The organism is Psychromonas sp. KJ10-2 (assembly GCF_047323255.1).
Lineage (GTDB): Bacteria > Pseudomonadota > Gammaproteobacteria > Enterobacterales > Psychromonadaceae > Psychromonas.
This window is the reverse complement of record NZ_CP178827.1, coordinates 1159844-1174607: the sequence shown is the minus strand read 5'-3', so window position 1 is coordinate 1174607 and position 14764 is coordinate 1159844. Positions and strand designations below refer to the sequence as shown.

15 protein-coding genes and 2 pseudogenes are annotated in these 14764 nt (G+C 38.3%); 13 read left to right on the top strand and 4 right to left on the bottom strand.

Annotated elements, in window-relative coordinates; all coding sequences use genetic code 11:
- Window positions 1–32: 32 nt before the first annotated feature.
- Together ftsZ and lpxC are read left to right on the top strand one after the other, a co-directional pair.
- Entirely contained in the window at window positions 33–1301 is a 1269-nt protein-coding gene (gene ftsZ, locus ACLKL2_RS05705) for a cell division protein FtsZ (RefSeq protein ID WP_413693692.1), read from the top strand.
- A gap of 87 nt (window positions 1302–1388) precedes the next feature.
- Window positions 1389–2318: a UDP-3-O-acyl-N-acetylglucosamine deacetylase gene (lpxC, locus tag ACLKL2_RS05700; RefSeq protein ID WP_113819539.1), complete on the top strand. Its 930-nt coding sequence runs from the start codon at window positions 1389–1391 to the stop codon at window positions 2316–2318.
- A gap of 335 nt (window positions 2319–2653) precedes the next feature.
- Here lpxC and ACLKL2_RS05695 read toward each other — a convergent pair whose 3' ends face one another.
- The gene (locus tag ACLKL2_RS05695) at window positions 2654–3115 is read right to left on the bottom strand and encodes a DciA family protein (protein ID WP_413693691.1); all 462 of its coding nucleotides are present in this window, start codon (window positions 3113–3115) and stop codon (window positions 2654–2656) included.
- 129 nt (window positions 3116–3244) lie between these two features.
- Between ACLKL2_RS05695 and ACLKL2_RS05690 the strand changes: the two genes are divergently transcribed.
- The 4 genes and pseudogenes from ACLKL2_RS05690 to mutT all read left to right on the top strand — a co-directional run bounded on the left by ACLKL2_RS05690 (window position 3245) and on the right by mutT (window position 7349).
- Window positions 3245–4096, top strand: coding sequence for a M23 family metallopeptidase (locus tag ACLKL2_RS05690; protein ID WP_413693690.1), 852 nt, complete (start codon window positions 3245–3247; stop codon window positions 4094–4096).
- Between the two features lie 40 nt (window positions 4097–4136).
- A pseudogene (gene secA / locus ACLKL2_RS05685) lies at window positions 4137–6717 on the top strand (preprotein translocase subunit SecA); the annotation flags it as partial.
- A 65-nt stretch (window positions 6718–6782) separates the two neighbouring features.
- Window positions 6783–6863: pseudogene (locus tag ACLKL2_RS05680) on the top strand (SEC-C metal-binding domain-containing protein); the annotation flags it as partial.
- Window positions 6864–6965: 102 nt separating this feature from the next.
- Complete coding sequence (gene mutT, locus ACLKL2_RS05675) at window positions 6966–7349, top strand: 8-oxo-dGTP diphosphatase MutT (RefSeq protein ID WP_413693689.1); 384 nt, start codon at window positions 6966–6968, stop codon at window positions 7347–7349.
- On the opposite strand, the gene ACLKL2_RS05670 is transcribed toward mutT, so the two are convergent.
- Window positions 7333–8241, bottom strand: a complete 909-nt coding sequence (locus ACLKL2_RS05670) for a DNA ligase (RefSeq protein ID WP_413693688.1) — start codon at window positions 8239–8241, stop codon at window positions 7333–7335. The two genes, mutT and ACLKL2_RS05670, sit on opposite strands and share 17 nt — an antisense overlap.
- Before the next feature lie 65 nt (window positions 8242–8306).
- Window positions 8307–9161, bottom strand: coding sequence for a carboxylating nicotinate-nucleotide diphosphorylase (nadC, locus tag ACLKL2_RS05665; protein WP_413693687.1), 855 nt, complete (start codon window positions 9159–9161; stop codon window positions 8307–8309).
- A gap of 116 nt (window positions 9162–9277) precedes the next feature.
- Here nadC and coaE point away from each other — a divergent pair, with 116 nt between their 5' ends.
- The 4 genes from coaE to ACLKL2_RS05645 all read left to right on the top strand — a co-directional run bounded on the left by coaE (window position 9278) and on the right by ACLKL2_RS05645 (window position 11273).
- Window positions 9278–9877, top strand: coding sequence for a dephospho-CoA kinase (gene coaE, locus ACLKL2_RS05660; RefSeq protein WP_413693686.1), 600 nt, complete (start codon window positions 9278–9280; stop codon window positions 9875–9877).
- Between the two features lie 68 nt (window positions 9878–9945).
- Complete coding sequence (zapD, locus tag ACLKL2_RS05655; protein ID WP_413693685.1) at window positions 9946–10677, top strand: cell division protein ZapD; 732 nt, start codon at window positions 9946–9948, stop codon at window positions 10675–10677.
- 15 nt (window positions 10678–10692) lie between these two features.
- On the top strand, window positions 10693–10887 hold the full coding sequence (gene yacG / locus ACLKL2_RS05650; protein WP_113819548.1) for a DNA gyrase inhibitor YacG: 195 nt from the start codon (window positions 10693–10695) through the stop codon (window positions 10885–10887).
- 41 nt (window positions 10888–10928) lie between these two features.
- Window positions 10929–11273, top strand: a complete 345-nt coding sequence (locus ACLKL2_RS05645; RefSeq protein WP_113819549.1) for a HopJ type III effector protein — start codon at window positions 10929–10931, stop codon at window positions 11271–11273.
- Between the two features lie 74 nt (window positions 11274–11347).
- On the opposite strand, the gene yciH is transcribed toward ACLKL2_RS05645, so the two are convergent.
- Window positions 11348–11674 carry a stress response translation initiation inhibitor YciH gene (yciH, locus tag ACLKL2_RS05640; protein ID WP_413693684.1) on the bottom strand — a complete coding sequence of 109 codons (327 nt, stop codon included), beginning with the start codon at window positions 11672–11674 and terminating at the stop codon, window positions 11348–11350.
- A 230-nt stretch (window positions 11675–11904) separates the two neighbouring features.
- Between yciH and ACLKL2_RS05635 the strand changes: the two genes are divergently transcribed.
- The 3 genes from ACLKL2_RS05635 to ACLKL2_RS05625 are packed head-to-tail and all read left to right on the top strand — an operon-like array spanning window position 11905 to window position 14652.
- Complete coding sequence (locus tag ACLKL2_RS05635) at window positions 11905–12129, top strand: FeoA family protein (protein WP_413693683.1); 225 nt, start codon at window positions 11905–11907, stop codon at window positions 12127–12129.
- Between the two features lies 1 nt (window position 12130).
- Window positions 12131–14425: a Fe(2+) transporter permease subunit FeoB gene (gene feoB / locus ACLKL2_RS05630; RefSeq protein WP_413693682.1), complete on the top strand. Its 2295-nt coding sequence runs from the start codon at window positions 12131–12133 to the stop codon at window positions 14423–14425.
- The gene (locus tag ACLKL2_RS05625) at window positions 14422–14652 is read left to right on the top strand and encodes a FeoC-like transcriptional regulator (protein ID WP_181817759.1); all 231 of its coding nucleotides are present in this window, start codon (window positions 14422–14424) and stop codon (window positions 14650–14652) included. Before feoB ends, ACLKL2_RS05625 begins: the two co-directional genes overlap by 4 nt.
- Window positions 14653–14764 lie beyond the last annotated feature (112 nt).

Genomic DNA, 14764 nt, shown 5'->3' with positions numbered 1-14764 from the left:
ATCAAGTTGCATGGATTGGGTGGTAACAAACGATGTCACAAGAAGTTAATAGAGTGGAAGAGAATCAAATGTTTGAAATAATCGATGATGAAGATCATTCAGCACAGGCCATAATCAAAGTTATTGGCATCGGTGGTGGTGGTGGTAATGCGATCAATTATATGATCGAAAAAGGCCTAACAGGTGCCGAATTTATTGCAATGAACACGGATGCACAGGCATTACGCTCATCAAAAGCAGATATTCGCTTACAATTAGGTTCAAATATAACCAATGGTTTAGGTGCTGGTGCTAACCCGGAAATCGGGTACAAATCAGCGCTAGAAGATAAAGAGCGTATCCGAGAGATCGTGACTGGCGCCGATGTTGTATTTATCGCTGCAGGTATGGGCGGTGGTACAGGTACGGGTGCTTGCCCTGTGGTTGCTGAAATAGCAAAAGAAGAGGGCGCATTAACCATTGGTGTTGTGTCAAAACCTTCTATGTTTGAAGGCCGTAAGCGTATGAACTACGCAACACAAGGTATTGCTCGTTTATCTGAAAACATTGACTCATTATTAATTATCCCGAACGATAAATTACAGAAGTCATTACCACGAGGTATCTCTTTCCTAGACGCATTAAGTGCGGCTAATGGAGTACTTTATGATGCAGTTTCTGGTTTCTCGTCTATTATTAATAATGAAGAAAGTACTATTAATATCGATTTCGCGGACGTACGTACCGTGATGACTGAAGCAGGAACAACTGCAGTAATGGGTATTGGTGTGTCTGCTGGCGAGAACCGTGCAGAAGAAGCCGTTGAAGAGGCTATCTCTTGTCCATTACTGGAAGATGTTGATCTATCTGATGCGCGTGGCGTATTAGTACACATTGTAGCTGGTATTGATTTCAGTTGGGATGAGTACCACACAGTGGGGGATGCATTGAAACAATTTGCTTCTGAGGACTCTCAGAACATTATTGGTGTAACAGTTGATCCAACGCTAGAAACTGGTGAATTACACGTTACTGTGATTGTGACGGGTATTGGTGAACGTAAGTCAGAGCTGAATGTAGTTAAAAATCCAACATTAAATAGTAAAAAAGATGTTAATGAGACTACAGAAAAAACAGTTGCTGCCGATAATACTAGTAATGCTAGTGTACAAGCAGAAGAACAAGCGTTAGCTAAAGCAACTGAAGAAGCGGCTCAGGCGGAACCTGAAATTGTTGAGCCAATTGCTGAAGTTAAAGATAAAAGCAGTGCTGAGAGTTATTTAGATATTCCAGCGTTTTTAAGACGTCAAGCGGATAACTAATTTTACCTTGGAAATATTACAGTTTGTGATATAAGTCGCAAACTGCTATAATTCGCAGCAGAAATTATCGTAGTGGAGATCATTCTTATGATTAAACAAAGAACATTGAAAAAAAGTGTTAAATCAACGGGCGTTGGTTTACATTCAGGGAATAAAGTAACTATTGAGCTGCACCCTGCACCTGCTAACTCAGGTATTGTTTATCGTCGAATAGATCTCGACCCTGTAGTTAGCTTTAAAGCCCATGCTCAAGCTGTGCAAGAGACATTATTATGTACTTGTCTAGTGAATGAGCAAGGTGAAAAAATTTCAACTGTAGAGCATTTATCTGCAGCGCTAGCTGGTTTAGGTATCGATAATGTGATTATTGATGTGGATGCACCTGAGATTCCAATCATGGATGGCAGTGCAAGCCCGTTTATCTTCCTACTGCAATCTGCAGGTATTGAAGAGTTAAATGTTGCTAAGAAATTTATCCGAGTTAAAAAGACGATTCGTGTTGAAGATGAAGAAGAAGGTAAGTGGGCTGAACTACACCCTTCTAATAACGGCTTTAGCTTAGACTTTAAAATTGACTTTGATCACCCTGTTTTCGAAGGTCAAAACCAACATGTTGAAATGCAATTCTCTGGTGATCTGTTTGTTAAAGAGATCAGCCGTGCACGTACATTTGGTTTTATGAAAAGTGTTGAGTACCTTCAATCTAATAACCTAGCATTAGGCGCAAGCTTAGATAACGCCATTGGTTTAGATGAGTTCCGCGTACTAAACCCTGAAGGTTTACGTTACGAAGATGAGTTTGTAAAACATAAAGTATTGGATGCTATTGGCGACCTTTACTTATCTGGTTTTACTATTCTTGGTCACTTAAAAGCTTACAAAACAGGTCATGCTTTAAATAACAAACTACTGTGTGCGTTATTAGCGGATCAAGAAGCATTTGAAATGGTTACGTTTGAAGAGCCTGTGAGCGAGTCTCCAGTGCAATACATCGAACCAGCATTTGTTCCTGCATAAATACGATTGAGTTGGCCGATAAGCCAACTCATGGAAAACCACCTTGTTAGTAATAACAAGGTGGTTTTTTTTGCCTGAAAGATATTTAATACCAATCACACTAAGTGATTTTTCCTACGCAAAATTTAGATCATACCAATCATAGTAAGTAACTGATCTCATTTTACTTGTTAAAACAACTTATTTTTCGTTGTAAGTTTCGTATAGGGAACAACCATTTACATCAACTTACGCCTCAAACTAAGCCACTTTTCCGGCGCAAAATTTAGAACAGTTATTTAATACAATTGGTATCACTTATTTAATGAATGGAGTGAATGGAGAGAAACAGCTTATTACTTTTTATCGTCGGAAAAGGTCGCTAAAGATTGCAATGCTTTTTTAAGTTGAGGGTCTGCATTTTCAGCTAATGCCGGGAATGCTTCTGAAATCCCTTTACTCATTTTTTCAGCACGCTTTTTAACCGGCTTGGCTTTTTTGATTTGAGTTGGAGATGCTTTTGCTAGTTGTGGGTTCACTTTCACTTTAATATTTCTAACCGAGGAGTGATGTTGGCGTAATTCACTCAACAGGTCACTTCGTACAAATTGTAAGCGCTGTACCCAAAGTGCACTGGGACTTTCTATTAACAAGCTCCCATTTTCAATATTTCCTATCCGACAACCACTGATATTGTGTTGTTTTAAAAACCTTTGTAGTACTATATCTAATTTAGTTATTAATGATGTGCTTTGTTGGAAGTTATTTTTATCCAATAACAACGAGATTGGTTTAGGTTGTTTTTTATTTCTTGTCATAACAGCCATCAAAAGTGAATTAGGTTTATGAGTATAACGGTTATTTATAATAGGAATGAGTCTAAACACAGCTTTTCTATAACAAAATCTACATTTATTTTTGTCTGCATTACATTTGTTGCAGTATTGATGACCAGTGCATGGTTACTACAATCACACTATCATCAGCAGTTTATACAATATAAAATCAACACCTTACATGAAAAAAATGAAATCAAACAACAATACTTAGAATCCATCACTTCGCAAACTAACCAACAATTACAAATGCTAGCTCAAAAGGTCAGTGAGTTACAAGCGCAAAGTAATCGCTTAAACAGTTTAGGTGAGCGGATCATCGATAAATCCAATCTGCCAAAAGCAGAATTTGAATTAGAGAATACAGAAGAGCAGGTGACTGAAGAAACGCCAGTCACTGAAACAGAAGACACCAGTGCATATCTTGCGATTGATCATCCTGAGCTCTCTCCATTGGTAAATCAAGTCTCAATGTTGGAACAACAATATAAAAATAATGAAAATTTGTTTCAACAACTTGAAATTACCTTCAACAATCTCCATCTTATTGATGAGCTATTCATTTCTGGTCGTCCAGTACCTTATAAAGGGTCTTGGATCTCCTCTTCATTTGGAACGCGAACAGACCCATTTACTGGACGTTTAAGACGTCATAAAGGGGTCGATATTGCTGGTTATACAGGTATGCCAATTATGGCAACCGCCGCCGGTGTGGTAACTATCTCTGAAGCAAGAAGTGGTTACGGTTATTTAGTTGAGATTAATCATGGAAGTGGTTTTATGACTCGATACGCACATGCTTCTGATATCGTCGTTTCTGTCGGTGATGTTGTTGAAAAAGGGCAGCAAGTTGCGGTAATGGGAACCACTGGGCGCTCAACGGGCCCACATGTACATTATGAAGTACTCAAAAATGGCCAACAAATAGATCCAAATTATTATATACAAAGAATATCAAGTTAAATGACAATTTTTTCCGATTTTATACAATGAGAAAAGCAAAATGATCACATCGATAATAACAAAAATAATAGGCAGTCGAAATGACCGTTATCTGAAGAACCTGCGCAAAGTTGTTAATGAAATTAATAAACTTGAGCCAGAGATAAAGGCACTGTCAGAAGAAGAGTTAAAAGCAAAAACAGTTTATTTCAAAGAGCGTCTTGCTAATGGTGAAACCATTGAAGACATTCTTGTTGAAGCATTTGCTGTTGTTCGAAGTGCATCTGAGCGTGTATTTGGTATGCGTCACTTCGATGTTCAGTTAATTGGTGGCATCGTATTAAACGAAAATAAAATCGCAGAAATGCGTACAGGTGAAGGTAAAACATTAACTGCAACCTTACCTGCGTATTTAAATGCTTTAACAGGTAAAGGTGTTCACGTTATTACTGTGAATGATTACCTCGCGCGTCGTGATGCTGAATGGAATGCACAGCTTTTTGAATACTTAGGTTTAACCGTTGGTATTAACTTGTCAGGTATGTCTGGCGAAGAGAAACGTGCCGCTTATGCAGCTGATGTGACTTATGGTACAAACAATGAGTTTGGTTTTGATTACCTACGTGACAACATGGCTTTTGAAGCGTCACAACGTGTAATGCGTGGCCTAAACTTTGCTATTGTTGATGAAGTAGATTCAATCTTAATCGATGAAGCAAGAACACCGTTAATTATCTCAGGTCCAACAGATGGCGACCCAACGCTGTACACTAAATTAAACAGTATTATTCCTTTATTAAGCAAACAAGATAAAGAAGATACTGAAGAATACGTAGGTGAAGGTGACTTCACGGTTGACGAGAAAAGCAAACAAGTATTGCTAACGGAACGTGGCCAAGAAAAAGTAGAGCGTATTTTACAGGAGCGTGGACTATTAGAAGAAGATACTTCTCTATACGCCGCTTCTAGCATCAGTTTATTACACCATGTGAACGCAGCTTTACGTGCTCATACCTTGTTTGAAAAAGATGTTGAATACATTGTGACTGCTGAAGGCGAAGTGGTTATCGTTGATGAGCACACTGGTCGTACAATGCCAGGTCGTCGTTGGTCTGAAGGTTTACACCAAGCGGTAGAAGCAAAAGAAGGCGTACAAATTCAGAATGAAAACCAAACATTAGCGTCAATCACTTTCCAAAACTACTTCCGTCTTTATGAAAAACTAGGCGGTATGACAGGTACAGCTGATACTGAAGCTTTTGAATTCCAATCTATCTATGGTCTAGAAACTATTGTTATCCCAACTAACCGTCCAATGGCACGTAAAGATGGCGGTGATTTGGTTTACCTGACGGAGATTGAAAAATACCAAGCGATTATTGAAGATATCAAAACGCGTTTAGAACGTCGTCAGCCTGTATTGGTAGGTACGGTTTCTATCGAGAGTTCTGAATTGCTATCAAGCTTAATGGAAAAAGCTAAGATTAAACACAGTGTGTTAAATGCTAAATTCCATGAAAAAGAAGCAGACATCATCGCGCAAGCAGGTGCACTTGGTTCAGTAACAATTGCGACGAACATGGCGGGTCGTGGTACGGATATCGTACTAGGCGGAAACTTACAAAATCGTCTTGAGAAATTAGGTAACCTATCTGAACAGCAAATCGAAGCTGAAACAGCGAAATGGAAAGCTGAACAAGCTGAAGTATTAGCGGCAGGTGGTTTATACATTATTGGTACTGAGCGTCATGAATCTCGTCGTATCGATAACCAGTTACGTGGTCGTGCGGGTCGTCAAGGTGACGCCGGTGAGAGTCGTTTCTACCTATCAATGGAAGATTCATTGATGCGTATCTTTGCCTCTGAAAAAGTATCTAATATGATGAAAAAATTAGGTATGGAAAATGGAGAAGCGATTGAACACCCATGGGTTACTCGTGCTATTGAAAATGCACAACGTAAAGTAGAAGGTCGTAACTTCGATATGCGAAAATCATTACTGGACTTCGATGATGTTGCCAATGACCAACGTAAAGTGGTTTACCAGCAGCGTAACGGTGTGATGGACAGTGAAACAATCACTGAAAACATCGAGCAGTTCTGGGATGATGTATTCAATGCTTGTATCGATGAATATGTACCCCAGCAATCGTTAACTGAGCAATGGGACCTTGAAGGGTTAGAAAAACGCTTAAAACAAGATTACTTAATTGAGCTACCGGTTCAACAATGGTTAGTTGATGATGCAAACTTACAAGAAGAAACAATTCGTGAACAAGTGGTGACACACGCACGTAATGTTTACCAAGACAAAAAAGAGCAAGTCGGTGAGTCAATCATTGCTGGTTTTGAAAAATCTGTGATGTTACAAACAATCGATATGCTATGGAAAGAACACCTAGCTGCAATGGATCATCTACGTCAAGGTATCCATCTACGTGGTTACGCTCAAAAAGATCCTAAACAAGAATACAAACGTGAGTCTTACGAGTTATTCATTGCCATGCTTGAAAACTTAAAAACAGATGTTGTTGGTATCTTATCTAAAGTACAAATTCAAAGCCGTGAAGAAGCACAAGCAATTGAAGAGCAACGTCGTGAAGCGGAAGCAAAAGCGAATATTCAATATCAACACGCGCAAGTAAACAGTGATGGCGAAGAAGAAAAGCCAGAAGCTGCTGAGACGGATGATACGTTTGTACGTCAAGACAAGAAAGTAGGCCGTAATGACCCTTGTCCTTGTGGTTCAGGTAAAAAATATAAGCAATGTCACGGTAAACTAAGCTAGGGTTTATTTTTTACTCGCTAAGTTTCTTAAGTGATAAATAAAAAAGGTGGTACTTCATTGAAGACCACCTTTTTTAATGTGATTGATATAGGAGAATAATCAATGCCTCAACAAACCATTAGTATTGCCATTGTGCAAAATAAACAAAAAGAGTTGTTAATCAGCCGACGTCAAAAAGGCCAACATTTAGCAGGTAAATGGGAGTTCCCTGGCGGCAAGGTAGAGCAGGGTGAAGCCCTTGATACCGCTATGTGTCGAGAGCTAAAAGAAGAGGTGGGTTTAACAGCTACTGAATACTCATTATTTGAGTCTCTTAACTTTGATTATGATGATCTTACATTAACCCTACACTTTTATTTGGTTACCGACTTTACTGGTGAAGCAAGTGAACTAGAAGGACAACAAATAAAGTGGATTCAGCCTGCTGATTTAGTCGATTATGATTTCCCTAAGGCTAATATTACGGTCATTAATAAATTGCTCTAACTCGCATGAAAGAAGCAAACCGAGGAATGTTATTACGTGTTTTACCTGTGTAACGATAAGTAATAACTTTGCCTATCGGAGGCGGGTTTTGGCGTTCTTTATCGCTAAATCCTGTACCAATTTTAAAACGAATACCATCTTCTGTTTCGACCAATAAAGCACCCAACATACCTTGATATTTGCCTTTACCGGGAAAGTGACCAACCACTGTCGCTTCAGCATCTTCAAAGCGTTTTAACTTCATTAAGTCTCGACTACGAAGGTGCTGATACAGGGCATCTTGATGATGTAACATTAATCCCTCTCCACCGGCATTAACCACTTTGTCTAATAAGTTGAATAAAGCCTCACTGTCAGTGAGTTTGTTTTGAGGGATCATTTTAAAATATGGGTTATTTGTTGAAGTGACTAGCTGTTCCATTGCTGTCACTCGCTCACTAAAAGGCTGAGGGCTAGTCGGTAGGTCAAAAATCATAAACTTAACCTGTTGCCAGCGTTGATTGTGCTTATCTTGAGTACGCACAATGCTAGAGGCTTGCTCAAAGGTTTGTCTGGCTATCCATAGTTCACCATCAACAGCTTGCCTTGGAAAATTCGCGATAAACCAATCCGGGGCTGTAAAGGTATTTCCCTGTTTAGAGAGGAGTTGTTGTCCATCCCAATAGGCACGAATACCATCGAGTTTTTCACTAACAAAATAGTCGCTCACTATAATATCTTGGCGATATGAGGTGGCCAGTTGAATTGCAGGTGCGTTGAGGTTTTTGGCAGACAGTGAATAAGGTGTAGAAATACTCAATACAATCAAGGTTTGGCAGACAGATAGCAAAACAGATTTCACAAAACATCTGTTTAATAACTTACTCTCAAACTTGTGGTATAACGTTGTCATGAAACCTCCAACACTTAGCCCTTAACGGCGTGAACTAAGTGTAGAAAGGTTTTTAGATATTGGTATTATTCTTGTACAAAACGCATTGATAAATCGACAGCTTGTACATGTTTCGTGAGCGCGCCTACAGAAATGTAATCAACACCTGTTTCAGCGTAGCTAAGAATAGTTGAGTTATCGACGTTGCCTGATACTTCTAGATCTGCTTGCACAGGGTTACTTTTGTTAATGGCAACCGCTTCTAACATCATTGGAATGGTAAAGTTATCTAACATCACACGTTGTGCACCTGCATCTAAGGCCTGTTTTAACTCATCGATGCTTTCTACTTCAACTTCTACCCAACGTTCAGGGTGTTGTTGGTTAGCCGTTGCAATGGCTTGTTTAATACCACCGCACGCCATAATATGATTTTCTTTAATCAAAAAGGCATCGTACAAACCGATTCGATGATTAAAACCACCGCCACATGTAACCGCGTATTTAGAGGCATTACGTAAACCAGGTAAGGTTTTACGTGTGTCTAATAGTTTACAATCAGTGCTCGCAATTAAATCTGAGTAGTACTTAGTGGTGGTGGCGATACCTGAAAGTGTTTGAATAAAGTTTAAGGCAGTACGTTCACCGGTTAATAGGATGCGAGCAGGGCCCTCAAGCGTAAATAACGGGCTATTAGGGGCAACCAAATCTCCATCTTTTACATGCCAAGTGATAGTGGTGCAATCACCTAGTTGTTTAAACACTTCGTCTGTCCATGCTTTACCACAAAATACAGCTTGCTCACGGGTGATCACCGTTGCTCTAGCATGTTTATCTTCGGGAATTAAATTAGCGGTAATATCGCCTTCAGCGGCCGATAAGCCATTTAAATCTTCATGTAGGGCTAGGCTTACACTTTGTGCAACTTCTTGTTCAATCATGGTAAATTTCCAGACAAGGGTAAAAAAGTGAAATATTACCCTAATGAACATTGAATACCAATGATCTAAGTGGTTATGATCTATAAAATAAAGCAATTCAAGCAAGAGTGTAAAATATGCGAGTGATTATTGGGTTAACAGGTGGAATTGGCAGTGGTAAATCAACGGTTGCTAAGGAATTTAAAGCATTAGATATAGATATTGTGGATGCTGACCTTGTGGCAAGAGAAGTAGTTGCAGCTGGTCAACCCGCATTAGCAGAGATTGAACTTTATTTTGGTCAACAAGTCATAGATGAGAATGGCGGACTGAATCGAGCGATGCTGAGACAAATTATCTTCTCATCAGAGCAGAAAAAACAATGGTTAAATGACCTATTACATCCTCTTATTAGAGAAGCTATATTAGCTCAGCTCGCACAAGCAGAGAGCCAATATGTGATATTAGAAGCACCGTTGTTGCTAGAAAATAAATTAACACAATACACTGACTTTACGTTGGTAGTTGATGTACCTGAAACCTTGCAAATTGAACGTGCTATGCAGCGCGACAACAACTCAAGGTCACAAATACAAGCGATTATAGATGCACAAATTAGTCGACCAGAAAGGCAAAAGCAGGCTGATTATATTATCGATAATAGCAAACCCGATCTTGTTGCACTTAAGGAACAAGTTAAAATGCTACATTTACAGTTTTTATCCATACAAAAGTAAGGTTTTTGATTGTTTAGTGCTAGCTCCTTATGTAACCTTACTTTTTATAAAAATGAATAGACAGTCTTATGATCTCTTTTGAATATCCCCTGACAGAAAAAAGCCGTAGTTATTTACGTTTTGAATCGCTTTTCCTACAAATTAATCAAAGCATCTCTCTGAATAACGATAATGATGCCATTACCTATTTCAAATCATTATTTGAGTTAATTGAATTAAGTGATCGCAGTGATATTCGCCATGATTTAATTAAAGACCTACGAGCATTATCTGAAGAGATGCAATCTTGGTTAAGCAGTGATCAAGCCGATACAGAGGCAATTAAAGCGTTAATGGTAGAGATTAGCGAATTAATTAGTGCATTATTGGTGATGTCTAAACAACTTAAGTTCTTTAAAGAGAGCCGCTTTTTAACCTCGCTTAAACAGCGTTTCTTTATTCCTGGTGGTTGCTGTAGTTTTGATTTACCGCAGTTTCACTTTTGGTGTGCACAGCCGATGGAAATGAAAAGAGCGGATACTAAAAATTGGTATGAATACTTTCAAGTACTAGAGCGTGCTTTGTTTCTATTTTTGAAAATTAAACGTCATCAAGGTATTAAATCAGTACAAAAAGCAAATAATGGCTTCTTCCAAGGGGAAGTTGAGCATGCTTTATTTATTATCTTAAATGTTGATCCTAGCTTGCAGGTTTACCCTATGGTATCTGGCCACAAACATCGTTATTCTGTGCGCTTTATGAATGCAGATGCGGAAAATAGCCAAGCTGAACATATAGAATTTGAACAAATATTTTGTTAATGGTGAGGAATAAAGATGAAGGTTAATTGTCCAACATGTAAAAAAGAAGTGGTTTGGGATAAAACCAGCATGTATCGCCCATTTTGTTGTAAACGCTGCCAGCTTATCGATTTAGGTGAATGGGCTGATGAAGAAAAGCGTATTAAAGGCGAGTCAGTTAGCCCTGAAAATATGCCACAAAATAAAACGATTTATTTCGAAGAAGATTAAACTAATTTTAGAAAAGACAAAAGAAAATAAAAGGGTACAGGATGTTATTACAAGATTTTTTAAACAAACTAAGCAATACACCAGAGCAAGTTGAATTTGCAGATACGATGGCGGTGATTGAAGAAAATTATGAATTCAAAGCAACGGCTTTTAATAATGGTCAGCAAAAAAATGCTGAAGGTGAAAATGCTGGCTCATGTAAGATATTCTCATTTGCACAGTTAAATAAATTATCAGAGGCACAAACATTAGCGTGTTTTGGTACTTATTACCGTGATGATGTATTAGCACATCCAGATGCTCAAGATCACCAAAACATTCGTCAGTTTATGATTAATGGTTGGGCTGGTATCGACTTTGCTGGTACTGCATTAACTGCTAAATAGTAAATAATTAGATTAAATTAAGAGAAAAGGGGCTGTTAGCCCCTTTTCTATTCTTGTTAATAAGTTTACTAAACCTAGCCGCCCGATAATTTTACCTGATAACCTTTTTTCTCTAACACGCTTTTAATAATGTCACGTTGATCCGTTTGAATCTCGATAACAAAATCCTTCACTGTGCCGCCACAACCGGTTTTCTTTTTAATCTCTTTTGCTAATGCTTTGATTTCTGGCTCATCAAGTTGTAACCCTTTAATTAAGGTTACGCCTTTGCCTTTACGACCCTTTGTTTCTCGGTGTAAACGGATAATGCCATCACCTTCTGGCGCAGTTGCTTTCTCTTTGGCTTTTTCTACTTTTCCACCATCGGTAGAGTAGACTAAATTTAATTCACTAAAATCCATGATATTTCCTACTTAGTAAGTTCTTATTTAAGTTTATACCTGTTCCTATTAAAGATGTAAAACCCAACTCGTTATTCATAAAACCCTTGTAAATAGGGCGACTAAATTGATCTAAAACAACAGACTCTTTATTACCTAGTCAAGCGCGTCGAATTGCATTGTTAATGATAATAGTTTGTATTAATTTCCTATTTCAAGCATCTCAATGAATAAAATTGATAGGGGTTACCATGAGATTATCTGAGTTAAAAACAGGACAAACGGCCAGTATTGTTAATATTAATACGCTGGATCCGGTAATGCGTAAAAAATTACTCAACTTAGGTTTTTTACCACGTGCAAAAGTACAATTATTGCGTACTGCACCTTTAGGTGACCCTTTAGCCATTCGATGTGCAAATAGCTCGATTGCGGTACGTAAAAGCATTGCACAACAAATTATAGTGGAGTACTAACATGTCTCTAAATATAGCTACTATCGGTAACCCTAACTCAGGTAAAACCACTTTATTCAACGCATTGACTGGTAGTCATCAACGAGTGGGAAATTGGAGTGGGGTGACAGTTGAAAAGAAAACCGGACACTTTAAGATTAATGATAAAAGCATAAAAATTATTGACTTACCGGGTATCTATAATCTAGATATCGACCAACAAGGTAGTTCAATAGATGAACGTGTTGCCTTTGATTACATCATGGATAGCCAGCCAGATATGGTATTGAATATTATTGATGCCAGTTGTTTAGAAAGAAGTTTATATTTAACCATGCAGTTATTAGAGCTAGGTCTACCAGTGGTTGTCGTGTTAAATAAAATAGATGTGGCAGATAAACAACATAAGGTGATTAATCATAAGCAGCTAAGTGAACAACTAGGTTGTCCAGTCATCGCTATTTCGGCTCATAATCAACAGGCTGTTACTAAGTTAACACAAACTATAGGCAAGCTAGAACTTACTGCGTTAATACCTAATTTATCATTAGATTATGGCGATCAGTTAGAAGCCGTATTGTCGAAAATTGAATATTATTTCGATATGGAAAGTCATCTTAATAAAAAAGCCTTGGCCATTAAATGTATAGAAGGTGATGCTTCGATTATTGATCAGTTACCGATATCAACCCGTTTGAAAATACAAAACCTCAGCAACCAGATTTCATTTGATATCGATTTACAAGTAGCCGATACACGTTACACCTATATCTATCAATTGACTCAATTAGCGGTGCGCAGCAAAGGCTGCTTAAGTAAAAGTTTAACCGATAAAATAGACGCAGTTGCATTGAATCGTTATTTGGGATTGCCACTATTTTTATTAGTGATGTACTTGATGTTTATGTTTGCTATCAATATTGGTAGTGCGTTTATTGATTTTTTTGATATTGCTTCTGGGGCTTTGTTTGTTGATCAAACAGCGCAATGGTTGACTGCAGTAAGTGCACCAGATTGGTTAATTAATGTGTTAGCTTATGGTGTGGGCGGTGGTATTCAAACGGTGATGACCTTTATTCCTGTTATTGCCTGTTTGTATCTGTTCTTAGCCGTACTTGAGAGCTCAGGTTATTTGGCCAGAGCAGCCTTTGTGATTGACCGTTTAATGCAAGTGATTGGCTTACCCGGTAAATCCTTTGTACCTATGATTGTTGGTTTCGGTTGTACTGTACCTGCTGTTATGGCCGCAAGAACCTTAGAAAAAGAGCGTGAACGTTTGTTGACGGTGGTGATGTCACCCTTTATGTCCTGTGGTGCACGTTTACCTGTATATGCCTTATTTGCTAGCGCATTCTTTCCAGAGCAAGGTCAAAATATCGTATTTCTACTGTATCTGATTGGTATTTTAGTCGCAGTATTAACCGGCTTTATTTTAAGTAGAACGATTTTACCAGGCAAAAGTGAAAACATGATATTGGAAATTCCTGATTACGAATTACCAACAATAAAAAATACGGGAATTAAAACTTGGCAGAAATTGAAAGGGTTTGTGTTTGGTGCAGGACAAACTATCGTCTTAGTGGTGACACTGTTAAATGTGGTTAACTCAGTGGGTATAGATGGTAGTTTCGGTCATCAGGACAGTGAAGGGTCAGTATTAAGTAAAGCTGCTCAAATTATTACTCCCGTACTTTCTCCTTTAGGCATTACCGATCAAAATTGGCCTGCAACCGTAGGTATTGTCACTGGGATATTTGCGAAAGAAGCAGTAGTAGGCACGTTAAATAGCCTATACGCCAATGAAGTCAGCGAAGATGAAGAGGCATTAAGTTTATCAGAAAAGCTTATTGCTGCAGTGGACACTATTCCTGAAAATTTAATGGGCATTGATGTTAGTGATCCATTAGGTATTAATGTTGGAGAGTTAGAAGATTTAACCCTTGCTGCCGAAGAACAAGGGGTTGATTTAACCATTTACACTAATATACAGCAGGCTTTTGTTAGCCAGCAGGCTGCTTTTGCTTATCTACTGTTTATCTTACTTTATGCACCTTGTGCTGCGGCGATGGGGGCAATAGTCAGAGAGGTAGGGATGAATTGGGCACGCTTTGTAGCAGTCTGGTCAACGGGTATTGCTTATCTTATTGCTGTGGTTTATTACCAAATGGCCACCTTTGCTGAGCATCCTGTAATGAGTTTGACCTATTTGTCATTGGTTACCTTATTGGTTGCTGGTGCTATCTATGTACTGAAAAACAAAGGTAATCTGTTAATACAGTCTAGTCATGACGACCAACATAAATGGGCGAGAGTATGATCTTAAAACGTTTATCAAATTATATTGAAACGCATCAATATGTGGCAGAAAGCCGTTTACTTAGTACTTTTCATATTAGTCGAGAAGGGGTAGCGCCAATGTTAGCGGTATTAATGCAACGCGGACATATTAAAAAGATAGTCAATACTCGGGGCGATAGGCTATCTGCTCAGATTTTTTATAGCTGGCAAAAAGACAAAATGATCCCATTAGTTAGCGTTGTGTGAAAAGTGTTGTTTATTTTTCAAACAAATAAAACCGTAAAATTTCAAATAATGCTTATGCAACAAGTACCTGATGACAGAAATGCATCAGGTATTTTTTTAGTTAAAATTTGTG

Bases quoted from the DNA above. Each gene is read 5' to 3' on its own strand.
- coaE (WP_413693686.1), top strand. From the start codon at position 9,278: ATGCGAGTGATTATTGGGTTAACAGGTGGAATTGGCAGTGGTAAATCA.
- mutT (WP_413693689.1), top strand. From the start codon at position 6,966: ATGCCTCAACAAACCATTAGTATTGCCATTGTGCAAAATAAACAAAAA.
- lpxC (WP_113819539.1), top strand. From the start codon at position 1,389: ATGATTAAACAAAGAACATTGAAAAAAAGTGTTAAATCAACGGGCGTT.
- ftsZ (WP_413693692.1), top strand. From the start codon at position 33: ATGTCACAAGAAGTTAATAGAGTGGAAGAGAATCAAATGTTTGAAATA.
- yciH (WP_413693684.1), bottom strand. From the start codon at position 11,674: ATGGATTTTAGTGAATTAAATTTAGTCTACTCTACCGATGGTGGAAAA.
- zapD (WP_413693685.1), top strand. From the start codon at position 9,946: ATGATCTCTTTTGAATATCCCCTGACAGAAAAAAGCCGTAGTTATTTA.
- yacG (WP_113819548.1), top strand. From the start codon at position 10,693: ATGAAGGTTAATTGTCCAACATGTAAAAAAGAAGTGGTTTGGGATAAA.
- ACLKL2_RS05625 (WP_181817759.1), top strand. From the start codon at position 14,422: ATGATCTTAAAACGTTTATCAAATTATATTGAAACGCATCAATATGTG.
- ACLKL2_RS05695 (WP_413693691.1), bottom strand. From the start codon at position 3,115: ATGACAAGAAATAAAAAACAACCTAAACCAATCTCGTTGTTATTGGAT.
- ACLKL2_RS05645 (WP_113819549.1), top strand. From the start codon at position 10,929: ATGTTATTACAAGATTTTTTAAACAAACTAAGCAATACACCAGAGCAA.
- feoB (WP_413693682.1), top strand. From the start codon at position 12,131: ATGTCTCTAAATATAGCTACTATCGGTAACCCTAACTCAGGTAAAACC.
- nadC (WP_413693687.1), bottom strand. From the start codon at position 9,161: ATGATTGAACAAGAAGTTGCACAAAGTGTAAGCCTAGCCCTACATGAA.
- ACLKL2_RS05690 (WP_413693690.1), top strand. From the start codon at position 3,245: ATGACCAGTGCATGGTTACTACAATCACACTATCATCAGCAGTTTATA.
- ACLKL2_RS05635 (WP_413693683.1), top strand. From the start codon at position 11,905: ATGAGATTATCTGAGTTAAAAACAGGACAAACGGCCAGTATTGTTAAT.
- ACLKL2_RS05670 (WP_413693688.1), bottom strand. From the start codon at position 8,241: ATGACAACGTTATACCACAAGTTTGAGAGTAAGTTATTAAACAGATGT.